We start from the raw sequence: 16,361 nt of genomic DNA on the forward strand, positions 1-16,361 counted from the left end.
GCGGGAACGTCGTTCGAATCAGCGGGCGGGCGGCAGCGTGATGCCGGGGAAAGTCTTGATCACGGCGGAATCGTCCTCGCCGCCGTGGCCGGCGCTCGATGCGCTCATGAACATCTGGTGCGCGGTGGCCGACAGCGGCAGCGGGAACTTGCTGCGGCGCGCGGTATCGAGCACGAGGCCGAGATCCTTCACGAAGATGTCGACAGCCGACAGCGGCGTGTAGTCGCCGTTCAGGATGTGCGGCACACGGTTCTCGAACATCCACGAATTGCCCGCGCTGTGCGTGATCACGTCGTACAGCGCGTCGGCATCGACGCCTTCGCGCAGGCCGAGCGCCATCGCCTCGGCGGCCGCCGCGATATGCACGCCGGCCAGCAGCTGGTTGATGATCTTCACTTTCGAGCCGATGCCGTGCGTATCGCCGAGGCGATAGACCTTGCCGGCGATCGCGGCGAGCACGTCGTCGCAGCCGGCATACGCGGCGGCGGGGCCCGACGTCATCATCGTCATCTCGCCCGACGCCGCGCGTGCGGCGCCGCCGGACACCGGCGCGTCGAGCATCTGCAGGCCCGCGGCCTCGATGCGCGCGCCGAGTGCGACCGCGAAGTCGGGCGCGACGGTCGCGCTCGCGATCACGACGCCGCCCGGCTTCATCGACGCAACCGCGCCGTGCTCGCCGAACAGCACCGTTTCAGTCTGTGCGGCATTGACGACGAGCGTGACGACGACGTCGCACTGCGCGCCTAGTTCGGCCGGGCTCGCGCAGGCCACGCCGCCTTCGGCCGCGAACGCCTGCAGCACGGTGTCGCGCACGTCGCATGCGTGCACGCGGAACCCCGCGCGCAGCAGCGAGCGGGCGACGCCGAGGCCCATCGCGCCGAGGCCGATGACTCCAACATTTCGTGACATGGTCAACCTTGATCGATTCGGGAGAGGTTCGGGATAACGACGGCGCCGGATCAGCCCGCGCCGCCGCATTCAGCAATCAGCAGATGCCGGCTTCCGCGAGACGGCGGGCGGCGTTGTACATGTGGGTGCGCGCCGCGTTGCGTGCCGCCATCGGGTCGCGCGCGCGGATCGCGTCGGTGATCGCCGCGTGTTCCTCGCGCACCTGCCGCGAGAAATCCTCGCGCGTCGCTTCGTTGCGTCGCGTGACCTTCACGCCGGCCTCGAGGTACTGGTTCAGGAACTGCAGCGTCTTCAGGAAATACGGGTTGCCGGTGACGGCCGCGATCGTGCGGTGGAACGCGACGTCTTCAGCGACGCCGTCGCGCCCTTCAGCCACGGCATCGTCGATCCTGCGCAGCGCGTCGTCGATGTCGGCCATGTCGTCGTCCGTGTGATGCAGCGCGGCTTCGGCCGCGACTTCAGCCTCGATCGCGCGGCGCACCGCGAGCAGGTGCGGCAGCGAGCTCGCCTCGACGGCTTCCGCGTAGTCGATCCGCAGCGGCCGGATCGCGCCGTGCTGGTTCACGTACACGCCGCTGCCCTGGCGCGGCTCGACCACGCCTTCGTTCTTCAAGCGCGAGATCGCCTCGCGGATCACGGTGCGGCTCACGCCGAATTCCTGCGCAAGCACGGCTTCCGTCGGCAGCTTGCCGGTGGCCGAGAAACTGCCGACTTCGATCTGCTTGAGCAACTGCTGCGCGACGTGGTCGCTCATCGCACGGGCGGGAATTTTCTCGAACATGGCGCTCTAGTTTGTAAGGTGATGTGGTCATCATACAAATTTGAGCAGACGTCAGCATCCGGGATAACCCTCGATTAACGGGGCGCAACGTCGGTCAAGTTGATTGGAACCGGTTCCAAATGGGGCGAACAGGCGGCGATCGTGTGCGATTCGATGCGCGGTCCAAGGGGGAGATGCGCGCCGGCGGCGGCGCGCGATTTCAGTCGGCGATGTCTTCGACGGGATCCGGATCGGGATCGGCCGCGGCCGGCACGTCGGCTTCCGCGACCTCCCCACCGCGCTCGCGATAGGTCGCCGGCGGCACGCCGAACTGCTTGCGGAATTCGCGGCCGAGGTGCGACGCGTCGGCGAACCCGCAGCTCGACGCGATATCGGCGACGGTGCGGTCGGAACTGGTCAGCAGCCAGGCGGCCGTGCGCAGCCGCACCTGCTTCGCGAACGCCTGCGGGCTCTTGCCCGTCTCGGCCTTGAACAGCCGCTCGAGCTGGCGCGTCGACATGTCGAGCTTGCACGCAAGTTCCTCGAGCGGCAGCGCGCGCCCGACATGCTGTTCCATCAGGAGAATCGCGCGCTTGACCTTCGGGTGCGTGGCCGGCTCGAGACCGGGCGGATGCGGCTGCGGCGCATTGCCTTTCTGCATCTCGCCGACGAGCAGGATGCGCAACGCCTTCTGGACGGTCGCATGGTCGAAATGGCGCAGCAGGATCGCGGCGGCGACATCGATCGATGCGCGGCCGCCCGAGCAGGTGATGCGGCGCCGGTCGATCACGAACAGGCGGTCGGCGATCAGCAGGTCCGGATCGGCGCGCGGGAAGCGTTCGATGAAATCCCAGTAGTGGAACCAGCTCACGCAGGTGCGGTAGCCGTCGAGCACGTTCGCGCGCATCAGCGTAAACACGCCCGTGCAGATCCCGACGACCGTCGCGCCGCCCGCCCCCGCGCGGCGAATGAACTCGAGCGTTTCGGGGCCGGCTTGCGGCCCCGAATGCAGCAGCCCGCCAACCACGACGACGTAGTCGAACGGCTCGGCGTTCTCGAAGGTTTCCCACGGCGTGATCTGGATCCCGCAGCTCGCGCGCACCGGCGCCAGCGTCTCGCCGATCACGCTCCACGCGCAGCGCACCGGCTTGCTGTAGTCGCCGTCGTCGGCCGACAGCCGCAGCATGTCGACGAACCCCGAGAAGGCCGTGAGCGTGAAGTTCGGCAGCAGCACGATGCCGAAGCGGATGCGCTGCGGCGCCGGTTCGGCGAGGGGGGAAGCGGGTACGTCGGGTGTCATCGCGGTCAATCTCGTCACGCCGGGAAGGCGGGTCTCACTCATTTCACACTGTTTGCGGGGAGGTCTGCCGGGCGGCACAGGCGCCGGCCGACTTGTGCTTTTGCGTCGCCAACCATCGCCAAAGCGCACTTTCGGACCGTCCTGCGCGGGGCTTGGCGCCGGTATCCCACGCCGATGCCGTTTTTGTTCTATCGGCCAATTTTACGCTTTGATGTACTGATGCCAACGACATTTCACGTACGTCCACCCAGAGGAAGCCAGATGAACGTCAGCGCGTTCGACCTGTTCAAGATCGGCATCGGCCCGTCCAGTTCGCACACGGTCGGCCCGATGATTGCCGCTTGCCGCTTCGCGTCGCATATCGAGGACGCGAACCTGCTCGGCTTCGTGCGCCGTGTGCGGGTCGAACTATACGGCTCGCTCGGTGCAACGGGCAAGGGCCACGGCACCGACAAGGCGGTGCTGCTCGGCCTCGAAGGCCACCTGCCGGATACGATCGATCCGGACCTGATTGAGCCGCGGCTCGCCGAGATCCGCGCGGAGAAGTCGCTGTCGCTGCTCGGCAAGCAGACGATCCGCTTCGACGAGAAGGAGAACATCGGCTTCTATCGCAAGCTGATGAGCGGCACGAGCATCGTGCACCCGAACGGGATGCGCTTCCAGGCGTTCGACGAGCACGGCCAGTTGCTCGTCGAGAAAGAGTATTACTCGATCGGCGGCGGCTTCGTCGTGAATCGCGATGGCGATCGCGTGAACGGCGTGCGCGCCGCGGCCGAAGTGCCGTATCCGTTCCGTACCGGCGACGACCTGATGCGCCAGTGCCGCGAACACGGGCTGTCGATCGCCGAGCTGATGCTGCGCAACGAATGCACGCTGCGCCCCGAGGACGAAGTGCGCGCCGGGCTGCTCGCAATTTGGCGCACGATGGCCGCGTGCGTCGAGCGCGGCTGCAAGGTCGAGGGCGACCTGCCGGGCCCGATGCGCGTGAAGCGCCGCGCGGCCGAACTGAACGGGCGCCTGCGTGAGCGTTCGGAGGAGTCGCTGCGCGATCCGCTGTCGATGCTCGACTGGGTCAACCTGTATGCAATGGCCGTCAACGAGGAAAACGCGGCGGGCGGCCGGGTCGTCACCGCGCCCACCAACGGCGCGGCCGGTGTGATTCCCGCGGTGCTGCACTACTACGTGAAATTCGTGCCGGGCTCGAACGAAGCCGGCATCGTCGAATTCCTGCTGACGGCCGCGGCGATCGGGATCATCTACAAGGAAACCGCATCGATTTCCGGTGCGGAAGTCGGTTGCCAGGGCGAAGTGGGCGTCGCGTGCTCGATGGCCGCGGCCGCACTCGCCGCGGTGATGGGCGGCACGCCCGACCAGGTCGAGAACGCGGCAGAAATCGGCATGGAGCACAACCTCGGCATGACCTGCGACCCGGTCGGCGGGCTCGTGCAGATCCCGTGCATCGAACGCAACGCGATGGGCGCGATCAAGGCGCTGAACGCGTCGCGGATGGCGCTCAAGGGTAACGGCCAGCACTACGTCTCGCTTGATTCGGTGATCAAGACGATGCGCGAGACGGGTGCCGACATGAAGACGAAATACAAGGAAACGTCGCGCGGCGGTCTCGCCGTGAACGTCATCGAATGCTAACGAAGGATCACTAACATGAGCCGCTACTCGATATTCAGCCTGTTCCGCAACGGCCTCTCGTATCACGAGAACTGGGAAAAGCAGTGGAAGAGCCCGGAACCGAAGAAGGAATACGACGTCGTGATCGTCGGCGGCGGCGGCCACGGCCTCGCGACCGCCTACTATCTCGCGAAGGAACACGGGATCACGAACGTCGCGATCCTCGAGAAGGGCTGGATCGGCGGCGGCAACACCGCGCGCAACACGACGATCGTGCGCTCGAACTACCTGTGGGACGAATCGGCCGCGCTGTACGAGAAGGCGATGAAGCTGTGGGAAGGGCTGTCGCAGGATCTCAACTACAACGTGATGTTCAGCCAGCGCGGCGTGATGAACCTCGCGCACACGCTGCAGGACGTGCGTGACACCGAGCGTCGCGTGAACGCGAACCGGCTGAACGGCGTCGACGCAGAATTCCTGACGCCCGCGCAGATCAAGGAAATCGAGCCGACGATCAACCTGAACAGCCGCTACCCGGTGCTCGGCGCATCGATCCAGCGCCGTGCGGGTGTCGCGCGTCACGACGCGGTGGCCTGGGGCTTCGCGCGCGGCGCGGACCGCGCCGGTGTCGACATCATCCAGAACTGCCAGGTGACGGGCATTCGCCGCGAAGGCGGTGCGGTGGTCGGCGTCGATACGGTGAAGGGCTTCATCAAGGCGAAGAAGGTCGCGGTGGTGGCGGCAGGCAACACGACGACGCTCGCCGACATGGCCGGCGTGCGCCTGCCGATCGAAAGCCACCCGCTGCAGGCGCTGGTGTCCGAGCCGATCAAGCCGGTGGTCAACTCGGTGATCATGTCGAACGCGGTGCACGCGTACATCAGCCAGTCCGACAAGGGCGACCTCGTGATCGGTGCGGGTATCGACCAGTACACGGGTTTCGGCCAGCGCGGCAGCTTCCACGTCATCGAAAGCACGCTGCAGGCAATCGTCGAGATGTTCCCGGTGTTCTCGCGCGTGCGGATGAACCGCCAGTGGGGCGGCATCGTCGACGTGTCGCCGGACGCGTGCCCGATCATCACGAAGACGGACGTGAAGGGCCTCTATTTCAACTGCGGCTGGGGTACCGGCGGCTTCAAGGCGACGCCGGGCTCGGGCTGGGTGTTCGCGCACACGATCGCCCGCGACGAACCGCATCCGCTGAACGCGCCGTTTGCGCTCGACCGCTTCTACACGGGTCACCTGATCGACGAGCACGGCGCAGCCGCCGTGGCGCACTAACCCGACGACCATTGGAGAAAGAAACATGTTGCTGATCGAATGTCCGTGGTGCGGGCCGCGCGCCGAATCCGAGTTCACGTGCGGCGGTGAAGCCGACATCGTGCGCCCGGTTGCAAACGAGAACATGACCGACCGCGAATGGGGCGAATACGTGTTCATGCGTGAGAACAAGCGCGGTATCCATCGCGAGCAGTGGCTGCACACGCAGGGCTGCCGCCGCTGGTTCAAGGTGACGCGCGACACGGTCACCTACGATATCAAGGGCTACGAAAAGTTCGGTGGCGCAGCTGCCGGCAACGCACACGAAGAGGGCACGAGCAAATGAGCCAGAAAGACCGCCTCGGCACCGGTGGCCGCATCAATCGCGCGATTCCGTTGACGTTCACGTTCAACGGCCGCACGTATCAGGGCTTCCAGGGCGACACGCTCGCGTCCGCGCTGCTCGCGAACGGCGTGCACTTCGTCGCGCGCAGCTTCAAGTACCACCGTCCGCGCGGGATCGTGACGGCGGACGTCGCGGAACCGAATGCCGTCGTGCAGCTCGAAACCGGCCCGTACACGGTGCCGAACGCGCGCGCGACCGAGATCGAGCTGTACCAGGGCCTCGTCGCGACGAGCGTGAACGCCGAACCGTCGCTCGAGAACGACAAGTATGCGATCAACCAGAAGCTCTCGCGTTTCATGCCGGCCGGGTTCTACTACAAGACCTTCATGTGGCCGCGCAACATGTGGCCGAAGTACGAAGAGAAGATCCGCGAGGCAGCCGGCCTCGGCAAGGCGCCTGAGGTGCTCGACGCCGATCGCTACGACAAATGCTACGCGCACTGCGACGTGCTCGTGGTCGGCGGTGGCCCGTCGGGCCTCGCCGCCGCGCATGCGGCCGCGACGGCCGGCGCGCGCGTGATCCTCGTCGACGACCAGCGCGAACTCGGCGGCAGCCTGCTGTCGTGCCGCGCGGAGATCGACGCGAAGCCGGCGCAGCAGTGGGTCGAGAAGATCGAGGCCGAACTGCGCAAGCTGCCCGACGTGACGATCCTGTCGCGCAGCACCGCGTTCGGCTACCAGGACCACAACCTCGTGACGGTCACGCAGCGCCTGACCGATCACCAGCCGGTATCGATGCGCAAGGGCACGCGAGAGCTGCTGTGGAAGGTCCGCGCGAAGCGCGTGATCCTCGCGACCGGCGCGCACGAGCGTCCGATCGTGTTCGGCAACAACGACCTGCCGGGCGTGATGCTCGCCGGCGCGGTGTCCACTTACATCCATCGCTACGGCGTGCTGCCGGGCCGCGACGTGGTCGTGTTCACGAACAACGATCGTGCGTACCAGACCGCGCTCGACCTGAAGGCATGCGGTGCGAAGGTGACGGTTGTCGATTCGCGCGCATCGTCGAACGGTGCGTTGCCGGCGGCGGCAAAGCGGCAGGGCGTGACGGTGATGAGCGGTGCGGTCGTCACGGCTGCTTCGGGCAAGTGGCGCGTATCGTCGGTCGACATCGCGTCCTACTCGAACGGCAAGACGGGCAGCAAGATGCAGTCGCTGTCGTGCGATCTCGTCGCGATGTCGGGCGGCTTCAGCCCGGTGCTGCACCTGTTCGCGCAGTCGGGCGGCAAGGCGTGCTGGAACGACGAGAAGGCGTGCTTCCTGCCGGGCAAGCCCGTGCAGGCCGAAGCGAGCGTCGGTGCGGCCGCGGGCGAGTTCGGTCTCGCACGTGCGCTGCGGCTCGCGCTCGACGCGGGCGCCGAAGCGGCGAAGGCCGCGGGTTACGCGGCCGCGAAGCGCCCCGTCGCGCCGCAGGTCGCCGAAACCGTCGAAGGCGCGCTGCAGCCGTTGTGGCTGGTCGGCAGCCGCGAGGCCGCCCCGCGCGGACCGAAGCAGTTCGTCGACTTCCAGAACGACGTGGCAGCCGCCGACATCCTGCTGGCCGCGCGCGAAGGCTTCGAGTCGGTCGAACACGTGAAGCGCTACACCGCGATGGGCTTCGGCACCGACCAGGGCAAGCTCGGCAACATCAACGGGATGGCGATCCTCGCGCAGGCGCTCGGCAAGACGATTCCGGAAACGGGTACGACGACGTTCCGCCCGAACTACACGCCCGTATCGTTCGGTACGTTCGCGGGCCGCGAGACGGGCGACTTCCTCGACCCGATCCGCAAGACGGCCGTGCATGAATGGCACGTCGAGCACGGCGCGATGTTCGAGGACGTCGGCAACTGGAAGCGGCCGTGGTACTTCCCGAAGAAGGGCGAGGACCTGCATGCGGCCGTGAAGCGCGAATGCCTCGCGGTGCGCAACAGCGTCGGCATCCTCGACGCGTCGACGCTCGGCAAGATCGACATCCAGGGTCCGGACGCGGTGAAGCTGCTGAACTGGATGTACACGAACCCGTGGAACAAGCTCGAGATCGGCAAGTGCCGCTACGGGCTGATGCTCGACGAAAACGGGATGGTGTTCGACGACGGCGTGACGGTGCGCCTCGCCGACCAGCATTTCATGATGACGACGACGACCGGCGGCGCGGCGCGCGTGCTCACGTGGCTCGAGCGCTGGCTGCAGACCGAATGGCCCGACATGAAGGTGCGGCTCGCGTCCGTCACCGATCACTGGGCGACGTTCGCGGTGGTTGGCCCGAAGAGCCGCAAGGTCCTGCAGAAGGTGTGCCAGGACATCGACTTCGGCAACGACGCGTTCCCGTTCATGAGCTACCGGAACGGCACCGTCGCGGGCGCGAAGGCGCGCGTGATGCGGATCAGCTTCTCGGGCGAACTGGCCTATGAAGTGAACGTGCCGGCCAACGCGGGTCGCGCGGTATGGGAAGCGCTGATGGCGGCCGGTGCCGAGTTCGACATCACGCCGTACGGCACCGAGACGATGCACGTGCTGCGCGCGGAGAAGGGCTACATCATCGTCGGCCAGGACACCGACGGCTCGATCACGCCGTACGACCTCGGGATGGGCGGGGTCGTCGCGAAATCGAAGGACTTCCTCGGCAAGCGTTCGCTGTCGCGCTCGGATACGTCGAAGGAAGGTCGCAAGCAGTTCGTCGGCCTCCTGACCGAAGACGAACAGTTCGTGCTGCCGGAAGGCGCGCAGATCATCGCGAAGGACACGCAGGTGTCGGCGACCGATCCGACGCCGATGCTCGGCCACGTGACGTCGAGTTATTACAGCCCGATCCTGAAGCGCTCGATCGCGCTGGCGGTGGTGAAGGGCGGCCTGAACAAGATGGGCGAGAGCGTCGTGATTCCGCTGGCCAACGGCAAGCGCATCACCGCGAAGATCTCGAGCCCGGTTTTCTACGATACCGAAGGGGTGCGCCAGAATGTGGAATGAAACGAGAAACCAGGCACCGGTGGCGGGCGCGGGCGTGACGCTTGAATCGCCGTTCGTCGGCGCGGCCGATGTGCTGAAGCCGCACCAGGCACGCGCATCCAAGAAGTTCATGCTGCGCGAGCGGCCGTTCCTCGACCTCGTGAACGTGCGCGGCGAGCTGAGCGACCCGGCATTCGTCAGCGCGTTCGAGCGCGTGGTCGGCTGCCGGCCGCCGTCGACGCCGAACACGGTCGCACGCGGCGCCGAGTACGACGTGCTGTGGCTCGGTCCCGACGAGTGGTTCGTACGCTCGAACGGCCCTGTGCCGGCGGGCGTGCTCGAGGCGCAGCTCGCCGAGGCCGTGCAGGGCCTGTACGCAGCAGCCGTCGACGTCGGCAGCGGCTACACGGTTGTCGAGATCAGCGGCGAACGCGTACGCGACGTGATCGCGCGCGGCTGCCCGCTCGATCTGCATCCGCGTGTGCTGAAGCCAGGCCAGTGCGCGCAGTCGCACTACTTCAAGTCGCCGATCACGCTGATCCCGACCGGTGACGATACGTTCGAGATCGTCCTGCGTCGCAGCTTCGCCGACTATTTCGTGCGCATCATGCTCGACGCCGCGGCGCCGCTCGCATCATGAAGCCGTTCGACGAACCGTTCGTGGCGATCGACGCGCCGCGCCTGCGCGGGCGTGGCTGGAGCGTGTTCGTCGACGAACTGAAGGTGCCTGCGCGAATCGGCATCCACGCACACGAGCACGAGGCGCCGCAGCCGATCGTGATCGATGCGCGGCTCGGGTATCGCTGCGAGCCGAGCGAGCAGGGCGAGTGGATCGATTACGACGGCTACTGCGCGCGCGTCGCGTCGTTCCTGTCGCACAAGCCGCATACGCGGCTGCTCGAAACGCTCGTCGCCGATCTCGCGGTGCTGTCGTTCCGCGAATGGCCCGCGCTGGAGTCGCTGACGCTGTCGATGTACAAGCCGAAGATCCGGCCGGGGACGAAGCGCGTCGGCGTGTCGCTCGACTGGACGCGCGGGGATTACCTGCGGTGGACGGGGGCGGCGGGGCAGCTGTGAGCGGGTGGTGCCGGGTCGGGGCGATCCGGTCAACAAGGGCGGCGGCGCGAAAGCGTCGCCGCCCTTGTTTTTAATTCCTGGAATATCAGAATAAGGACGGGCGGGTTGCCAGTGCCAGCATTGTTCCTGGAATAACGGAACAATTGGCTATTCGACCCACGGTTAACTATGAATCGGGATTGGCGAGCACCATCTGGCTGACGGGCGGTGCATGCCGTCGTGCGTTCTGCTGCGTCGAGATACGCAGGCGCGCATCGCGCTTACTTCGCGTTGCGGCTTGCGGCGGGCGCCGCAGTCGGCGGATCGCTGACCGGCACCATGTGCGCCTTCCCGTCGCTCACGGCATTCGCGCCGTCCTCGGGTTCGAGCACGAAGCGGAACGTGTCGACCCGCTGCATCACCTTCGCCGCATACGCATTCGATCCGCCGTAGTTCTTCAGCCCGGCCTGCACGTTGCCGCCGGCCGCCCGCACGTAGCCCGACAGGATCCTGGAGCCGGCGTCGACGTTCACATTCGGCTCGGTCAGGTCCTTCACGTCGCGCAGCATGCCGCGGTGTGCGGCCGGCACGACCTGCATCAGCCCGGTCGCGCCATGCTGGCCGCGCGCCTTTTCCTGGAAGCGCGATTCGATCGAAATAATCGCGTAAACGAGTGCCGGAGGCAGCGAATATTTCGTCGCAGTGATGCTCACGATATCGGCGAGCTTTGCGGCGCGCTCCTTGGCGACACCGAACTTCTTCGTCAGGTAGGACGTGATGCGACGGTTTGCTTCGTTTGGCTGATCGTTCGCGAGCGGCGCGGATGCGGCCGCTTCGGGCGCGGAAGCGGGCAGCGCGGGTGCCTGCTGCGCCGAGGCCTGCTGCGCAATGCCGAGCGAGAGCACGATCAGCCAGAGAAACCGTCGTCGCATGGTGGGGTGCGGGGAAATGGGAGGCGCATAGTATATCGGCCAATTGTCGCGTGCGTTCGAGCGCAGGCTCGAATGAAAGCGCGATGTAGGCTTGTGTCGATGCACGCCGAGCGCAGGCTGGATTGTTGTGCGAGCACGAATCGGAGTCCGGACGAAGCATTGCCGGATTTTTTCTCGCGTCCCCTTTTTCGCTTGCGCCCTCGCCGTTGCAGATGCGTGCTACGGCCGCCGCGCGCTCGCCACCCGCGCAAGCGCGCCGATCGCGTCGCTGACCAGCACCGCGAGCAGCCCGACGATCACGCCGCCCTGCAGCACGAACGCGGTGTTCGAGGTTTGCAGGCCCGCGATGATCACGTCGCCGAGCCCGCGTGCGGCGACCGTCGACCCGATCGTCGCGGTGCCGAGATTGATTACGACCGCGAGCCGGATGCCGTTCACGATCACCGGAAACGCGAGCGGCAGCTCGACCGACACGAGCTGCTGCCAGCCGCTCATCCCCATTCCGCGCGCGGCTTCGACGACGTCGCGCGGCACGTCCTCGAGCCCCGCGATCGTGCTCTCGAAAATCGGCAGGAGACCGTACAGAACGAGCGCGATCAGCACGGGCTTCAACCCGAAGCCGACGGCCGGCACCGCGAGCGCGAGCACCGCGACGGGCGGAAAGGTCTGGCCGATGTCGACGACGCTGCGCGCAACCGGCAGGAAATCCGCGCCGGACGGCCGTGTGACAGCAATGCCGGCTGCGATCGCGACCAGCGTGCCGATCACGCTCGACAGCGCGACGGTGCCGAGATGCGCGAGCGTGAGGTTGAGCAGGCTCGCACGATCGTAGATGACCGGCGCGCCGTTGTCCGCGAACGGCGCGAACACGCCCTGCAGCCACGCGGGGCGCAACAGTAGTACGAGCAACAGCGCGAGCGCGGCCGCGCGTGCGGCATACGCAGGCAGCCGCCGCGGCAGGGGCGAACGCGCGTGCCGCGTCGTCATGCGGGCTTCCTTGCGTGCGTGCGGATCGCGTCGAGCGTGATGCGGCGCGCCGCATGCCCGTTGCCGTCGTCGACCGGCAATGCATCGACACCGCGCCACAGCAGCTCGGACACCGCATCGCGCAGCGTGCGCGTCGCGGCGATCGGTTTGCCGTCGACATGACCGGGTTCGGCCACCGCGTCGATCGGCGTCAGCGCGAGCAGGCGCAGCGGCCGGTCGACGCCCGCGACGAGTTGTTCGACCACACCTGCCGCCGGCCTGCCGAGAATCTCGGCCGGCGACGCGACCTGCAGCAGCCGTCCGCCATCCATCACCGCGATCGTGTCGCCGAGCTTCAGCGCTTCCTCGATATCGTGCGTGACGATCACGACCGTGATGCCGAGGCGGCGCTGCAGCGCGTACAGGTCGTCCTGCGCCTTGTTGCGGATGATCGGATCGAGCGCGCCGAACGGTTCGTCCATCAGCAACATCGCGGGCTCGGCCGCGAGCGCGCGCGCTACGCCGACGCGCTGCTGTTGACCACCCGACAGTTCATGCGGCAGCTTGTCGGCGAACTCGGAAGGCGGGAGGTGAAACAGTTCGAGCAGTTCGCGCACGCGCGCGTCGATGCGTGCGGCTGGCCAGCCGAGCAGGCGCGGCACGGTCGCGATATTGCGCGCGACGCTCCAGTGCGGGAACAGGCCATGCCCCTGGATCACGTAACCGATGCGCCGCCGCAGCTGCTCGGGCGGCACGCTCGCGGTGTCGACGCCGTCGATGCGGATCGTGCCGCTGGACGGCGCGATCAGCCGGTTGATCATCCGCAGCAGCGTCGACTTGCCGCTGCCCGACGCGCCGACGAGTGCGGTGATCGTGCCTTGCTTCATCGTCAGCGACACGTCGTCGACGGCGACGACGTCGCCGAAGCGTTTGCCGATGCGTTCGATCTCGATCATGCGGTACGTCCCTTCGCGAGCGCGGTCGCGGCTTCGAACACGACGGCGGCCGCCAGCGCGAGCGCGATCGTCGGGATCGCGCCGAGCAGCACGAGATCGGCGGCCGACTGGCCGATTCCCTGGAAGATGAAGGTGCCGAACCCGCCGCCGCCGATCAGCGCGGCGACCGCGGTCAGGCCGATGTTCTGCACGAGCACGATGCGCACGCCGCTCAGGATGACCGGCAGCGCGAGCACGAGATCGACGCGCAGCAGCCGCTGCGTGCGCGTCATGCCCATCGCGCGTGCCGCTTCGGTCACGTGCGGCGGCACCTGCTCGAGCCCGACCACGACACTCGACGCGATCGGCAGCAGCGAATAGAGAAACAGCGCGAGCACGGCCGGCGCGACGCCGATCCCGCGAATGCCGAGCGCGGCCGCGAGCGGCACGTGCGTGGCGAGCAGGCCGAGCGGCGCCATCATCAGCCCGTACATCGCGATGCTCGGGATCGTCTGCACGATATTGAGCACCGGCATCACGACGGTGCGCACCGGTGCAATCCGCGCGCACGCGATGCCGAGCGGCAGGCCCGCGACGAGCGCGGCCGCGACCGAGCCGCCTGCGAGCGATACGTGCCGGATTGCCTCGCGCCAGAAGTCGTCGCTGCGCACCGCGTATTCGCGCATGACGGAGAGTCCGTCCCACCTGCCGCTTGCGAGCGGCACCGAGATCGCCGCCATCGCGACGACAAGCGCGACGAGGCGCCGCCACGGGCCGAATGCGAGCCGCGCGAGCGCGTCCGCGACGAGCACGGCCCACGCGAACAGCAGCAGCCAGACGCCTGCCGCGGGCGATACGCGCGCGAGCATGTCGTCGGGCGCGACGACGTGCGCCGCGGCCGCGCCGAGCGCATAGGCGAGCGTCGCGAGCCACGCGCAGCCGGCCGCGAGCCGCCAGGCGGGACGGCTCGCCGTCATCGCCCATAGCGCGCCGACGATCCACAGCGCGGCGAGCGCGGCACCCTGCACGGGCGGCAGCGCGGCGAATACCGACAGCCCCGTGCCGGCTGCGATGCGGTTCGGCCGCAGCACCATGAACGGCATGCCGGCCACCGCGACGATCGTCAGGACACCGATCAGGATGCCGACCTTGTCGAGCGTGATGCGCCGCGCGGACGCCACCGCGCGACCCGTCACTTAACGAAGCCCTTCGATTTCAGGTAGCTCCTCGCCACGCCGGCCGCTGGTTCGCCGTTGATCTGGATGCGCGCGTTCAGCGTCTGCAGCGTCTTCAGGTCGAGGCTCGCGAACACGGGCTTCAGGTAGTCGGCGATTTGCGGATGCGCCTTCAGCACGGCTTCGCGAATCACCGGCGTCGGCGCATAGACGGGCTGCACGTGCTTGTCGTCGTCGAGCACGACGAGGCCGCTCGATGCGATGCCGCCGTCGGTGCCGTACACCATCGCAGCGTTCACGCCGTCGGTCTGGTTCGCGGCGGCCTTGATCGTCGCGGCCGTGTCGCCGCCCGACAGCACGACGAGTTGCTCGGGTTTCAGCTTGAAGCCGTATGCCTTCTCGAACGACGGCAGCGCGGATGCGCTGTTCACGAATTCGGCGGACGCCGCGAGCTTCACCTTGCCGCCGCCCGCGATCCACTTGCCGAAATCGGAGAAGGTCTTCAGGCGTTGCGATTGCGCGACCGGTGCGAGCACGGCGACGCCCCACGTGTTGTTCGCGGGCGCCGGTGCGAGCCAGACGAGATGGTTCGCCGCGTAATCGAGTTTCTTCGCAGTGTCGTAGCCCTGGCTTGCATTCTTCCACAGGGGATCGTCGGCCTTGTTGAAGAAGAACGCGGCGTTGCCCGTGTACTCGGGGTAGATGTCGATCTCGCCGCTCGTGAGCGCCTTGCGCACGATCGGCGTCGCGCCGAGCGCGATCTTTTCGGTGACGGGGATGCCGTGGGCCTTCAGCACCTGGGCGATGACGTTGCCGAGCAGGTTGCCTTCGGTGTCGATCTTCGACGACACCACGACAGGCGTGTCGGCGTGCGCGCCGGGTGCGACGACAGCGGCGGCGAACGCGAGGCCCAGAATCCGGGCGGGCAGGGCGAGCTTCATACGGGCCATTCTCCAGGATGAGGGCGTACGCCGAAAGTTACTTGACTGAGTCCGCTTTGGCAAACCACGTGCGGCGGCACGTCCACAGCGCGCGTGGGGGTAACCCGCACGCGTCGCGCGCCGTTGCTACACTGGAACGCATTCCCGCCTGCGGACATTTGCTGACATGAAGCCCGAGCTGCTGGTCCTTATCGCGCTGCGCGGCGACGCGCACCGCCAGATCGCCATGTTGTACGACGTCCACTACGCACCGACGGCCGAAGAACGTGAGCGCGCGATCGCCGAACACGGCGGCACGATTCGCGCGGTGCTGACCAACGGCAGCACGGGCCTCGCTGCCGTCGACATCGATCGTCTGCCGCAACTCACCTTCGTCAGTGCGCTCGGCGCCGGCTACGAGCACATCGATGTCGCGCATGCGAAGGCGCGCGGCATCACCGTGGTGACGGGCGCGGGCACCAATGACGATTGCGTCGCCGATCACGCATTCGCGCTGCTGCTCGCCGTGGTGCGCAACGTTGTGCAGCTCGATGCGAAAACCCGCGCGGGCATATGGCGTGAGGGGCTGCCGATGCCGCCGAACGTATCGGGCAAGCGGCTCGGCATCGTCGGGCTCGGCAAGATCGGCGAGAAATGCGCGCGCCGCGCGGCCGGCTTCGATATCGAGACCGGTTATCACAACCGTTCCGCGAAGGATGTTCCGTATCGCTATTTCGAGCGTGTCGATGCGCTTGCGCACTGGGCCGATTTCCTGATCGTTGCGACGCCGGGCGGCGCGGGCACGCATCACCTGATCGATCGCGCAGTGCTCGATGCGCTTGGCCCCGAAGGGTTTCTCGTCAACGTGTCGCGCGGCAGTGTTGTCGATACCGCTGCTCTGGCGGATGCGCTGCGCGAACGGCGCATCGCGGGCGCGGGGCTCGACGTGTACGAAGGCGAGCCCGAGTCGCCGCGTGCGCTGACGGACCTCGACAATATCGTGCTGACGCCGCACATGGGCGGCTGGTCGCCGGAGGCGCTCGGTCGTTCGGTGCAGCAGTTTCTCGACAATGCCGCGCGGCATTTCGCGGGGGAGCCGGTGCTGACGCCGGTGTGAGCGACGCGGGGTGGCACGTGCGCAACGCATGAAAGGGCGCGCCGGCGCGAAGCGGCACCAGCACGCGTTTAT

Annotated in this window: 15 protein-coding genes; 7 read left to right on the plus strand and 8 right to left on the minus strand. The window is 67.3% G+C overall.

Annotation, left to right across the window (positions count from 1 at the left end; genetic code table 11):
• Positions 1-18: 18 nt before the first annotated feature.
• From ltnD to DIE15_RS16760, 3 genes are all read right to left on the minus strand, one after another.
• Complete coding sequence (ltnD, locus tag DIE15_RS16750) at positions 19-978, minus strand: L-threonate dehydrogenase (protein ID WP_409364302.1); 960 nt, start codon at positions 976-978, stop codon at positions 19-21.
• Between the two features lie 7 nt (positions 979-985).
• Positions 986-1,690 carry a FadR/GntR family transcriptional regulator gene (locus tag DIE15_RS16755; protein WP_057927594.1) on the minus strand — a complete coding sequence of 235 codons (705 nt, stop codon included), beginning with the start codon at positions 1,688-1,690 and terminating at the stop codon, positions 986-988.
• 199 nt (positions 1,691-1,889) lie between these two features.
• Positions 1,890-2,969 (minus strand): GlxA family transcriptional regulator, encoded by a 1,080-nt coding sequence (locus DIE15_RS16760; protein ID WP_124833843.1) that lies wholly within the window; start codon positions 2,967-2,969, stop codon positions 1,890-1,892.
• Positions 2,970-3,230: 261 nt separating this feature from the next.
• Here DIE15_RS16760 and DIE15_RS16765 point away from each other — a divergent pair, with 261 nt between their 5' ends.
• Genes DIE15_RS16765 through DIE15_RS16790 form a run of 6 tightly spaced genes read left to right on the plus strand, consistent with a single transcriptional unit; the run spans position 3,231 to position 10,265 of the window.
• Positions 3,231-4,616, plus strand: a complete 1,386-nt coding sequence (locus DIE15_RS16765) for an L-serine ammonia-lyase (protein ID WP_057927592.1) — start codon at positions 3,231-3,233, stop codon at positions 4,614-4,616.
• 15 nt (positions 4,617-4,631) lie between these two features.
• Positions 4,632-5,876 (plus strand): sarcosine oxidase subunit beta family protein, encoded by a 1,245-nt coding sequence (locus DIE15_RS16770; RefSeq protein WP_057927591.1) that lies wholly within the window; start codon positions 4,632-4,634, stop codon positions 5,874-5,876.
• 25 nt (positions 5,877-5,901) lie between these two features.
• A complete protein-coding gene (locus DIE15_RS16775; RefSeq protein WP_059534095.1) occupies positions 5,902-6,201 on the plus strand; it encodes a sarcosine oxidase subunit delta in 300 nt (99 codons plus the stop codon).
• A complete protein-coding gene (locus DIE15_RS16780) occupies positions 6,198-9,209 on the plus strand; it encodes a sarcosine oxidase subunit alpha family protein (RefSeq protein ID WP_057927589.1) in 3,012 nt (1,003 codons plus the stop codon). Before DIE15_RS16775 ends, DIE15_RS16780 begins: the two co-directional genes overlap by 4 nt.
• Positions 9,199-9,828: a sarcosine oxidase subunit gamma gene (locus DIE15_RS16785; RefSeq protein WP_057927588.1), complete on the plus strand. Its 630-nt coding sequence runs from the start codon at positions 9,199-9,201 to the stop codon at positions 9,826-9,828. The genes DIE15_RS16780 and DIE15_RS16785 overlap by 11 nt, the downstream gene beginning before the upstream one ends.
• Positions 9,825-10,265: a dihydroneopterin aldolase gene (locus DIE15_RS16790; RefSeq protein WP_006749884.1), complete on the plus strand. Its 441-nt coding sequence runs from the start codon at positions 9,825-9,827 to the stop codon at positions 10,263-10,265. The genes DIE15_RS16785 and DIE15_RS16790 overlap by 4 nt, the downstream gene beginning before the upstream one ends.
• Before the next feature lie 260 nt (positions 10,266-10,525).
• Here the strand turns inward: DIE15_RS16790 and DIE15_RS16795 are convergent, their stop codons facing one another.
• The 5 genes from DIE15_RS16795 to DIE15_RS16815 all read right to left on the minus strand — a co-directional run bounded on the left by DIE15_RS16795 (position 10,526) and on the right by DIE15_RS16815 (position 15,193).
• A complete protein-coding gene (locus DIE15_RS16795) occupies positions 10,526-11,176 on the minus strand; it encodes a lytic transglycosylase domain-containing protein (RefSeq protein WP_124833844.1) in 651 nt (216 codons plus the stop codon).
• A gap of 219 nt (positions 11,177-11,395) precedes the next feature.
• On the minus strand, positions 11,396-12,163 hold the full coding sequence (locus DIE15_RS16800; protein ID WP_124833845.1) for an ABC transporter permease: 768 nt from the start codon (positions 12,161-12,163) through the stop codon (positions 11,396-11,398).
• Entirely contained in the window at positions 12,160-13,098 is a 939-nt protein-coding gene (locus tag DIE15_RS16805; protein ID WP_057927584.1) for an ABC transporter ATP-binding protein, read from the minus strand. Before DIE15_RS16805 ends, DIE15_RS16800 begins: the two co-directional genes overlap by 4 nt.
• Positions 13,095-14,273: an ABC transporter permease gene (locus tag DIE15_RS16810; protein ID WP_124833846.1), complete on the minus strand. Its 1,179-nt coding sequence runs from the start codon at positions 14,271-14,273 to the stop codon at positions 13,095-13,097. The genes DIE15_RS16805 and DIE15_RS16810 overlap by 4 nt, the downstream gene beginning before the upstream one ends.
• Positions 14,270-15,193, minus strand: coding sequence for an ABC transporter substrate-binding protein (locus DIE15_RS16815; RefSeq protein ID WP_124833847.1), 924 nt, complete (start codon positions 15,191-15,193; stop codon positions 14,270-14,272). The genes DIE15_RS16810 and DIE15_RS16815 overlap by 4 nt, the downstream gene beginning before the upstream one ends.
• Positions 15,194-15,359: 166 nt before the next feature.
• On the opposite strand from DIE15_RS16815, the gene DIE15_RS16820 reads away from it, so the two are divergent.
• Positions 15,360-16,289, plus strand: a complete 930-nt coding sequence (locus DIE15_RS16820) for a 2-hydroxyacid dehydrogenase (protein ID WP_124833848.1) — start codon at positions 15,360-15,362, stop codon at positions 16,287-16,289.
• Positions 16,290-16,361 lie beyond the last annotated feature (72 nt).

Source organism: Burkholderia sp. Bp9031 (assembly GCF_003857965.1).
Taxonomy (GTDB): domain Bacteria; phylum Pseudomonadota; class Gammaproteobacteria; order Burkholderiales; family Burkholderiaceae; genus Burkholderia; species Burkholderia ambifaria_A.

Coding starts and splice junctions, on each gene's coding strand:
- DIE15_RS16770 (WP_057927591.1), top strand. CDS start 4,632: ATGAGCCGCTACTCGATATTCAGCCTGTTCCGCAACGGCCTCTCGTAT.
- DIE15_RS16775 (WP_059534095.1), top strand. CDS start 5,902: ATGTTGCTGATCGAATGTCCGTGGTGCGGGCCGCGCGCCGAATCCGAG.
- DIE15_RS16800 (WP_124833845.1), bottom strand. CDS start 12,163: ATGACGACGCGGCACGCGCGTTCGCCCCTGCCGCGGCGGCTGCCTGCG.
- DIE15_RS16790 (WP_006749884.1), top strand. CDS start 9,825: ATGAAGCCGTTCGACGAACCGTTCGTGGCGATCGACGCGCCGCGCCTG.
- ltnD (WP_409364302.1), bottom strand. CDS start 978: ATGCGGCGGCGCGGGCTGATCCGGCGCCGTCGTTATCCCGAACCTCTC.
- DIE15_RS16815 (WP_124833847.1), bottom strand. CDS start 15,193: ATGAAGCTCGCCCTGCCCGCCCGGATTCTGGGCCTCGCGTTCGCCGCC.
- DIE15_RS16760 (WP_124833843.1), bottom strand. CDS start 2,969: ATGACACCCGACGTACCCGCTTCCCCCCTCGCCGAACCGGCGCCGCAG.
- DIE15_RS16805 (WP_057927584.1), bottom strand. CDS start 13,098: ATGATCGAGATCGAACGCATCGGCAAACGCTTCGGCGACGTCGTCGCC.
- DIE15_RS16785 (WP_057927588.1), top strand. CDS start 9,199: ATGTGGAATGAAACGAGAAACCAGGCACCGGTGGCGGGCGCGGGCGTG.
- DIE15_RS16780 (WP_057927589.1), top strand. CDS start 6,198: ATGAGCCAGAAAGACCGCCTCGGCACCGGTGGCCGCATCAATCGCGCG.
- DIE15_RS16765 (WP_057927592.1), top strand. CDS start 3,231: ATGAACGTCAGCGCGTTCGACCTGTTCAAGATCGGCATCGGCCCGTCC.
- DIE15_RS16820 (WP_124833848.1), top strand. CDS start 15,360: ATGAAGCCCGAGCTGCTGGTCCTTATCGCGCTGCGCGGCGACGCGCAC.
- DIE15_RS16795 (WP_124833844.1), bottom strand. CDS start 11,176: ATGCGACGACGGTTTCTCTGGCTGATCGTGCTCTCGCTCGGCATTGCG.
- DIE15_RS16755 (WP_057927594.1), bottom strand. CDS start 1,690: ATGTTCGAGAAAATTCCCGCCCGTGCGATGAGCGACCACGTCGCGCAG.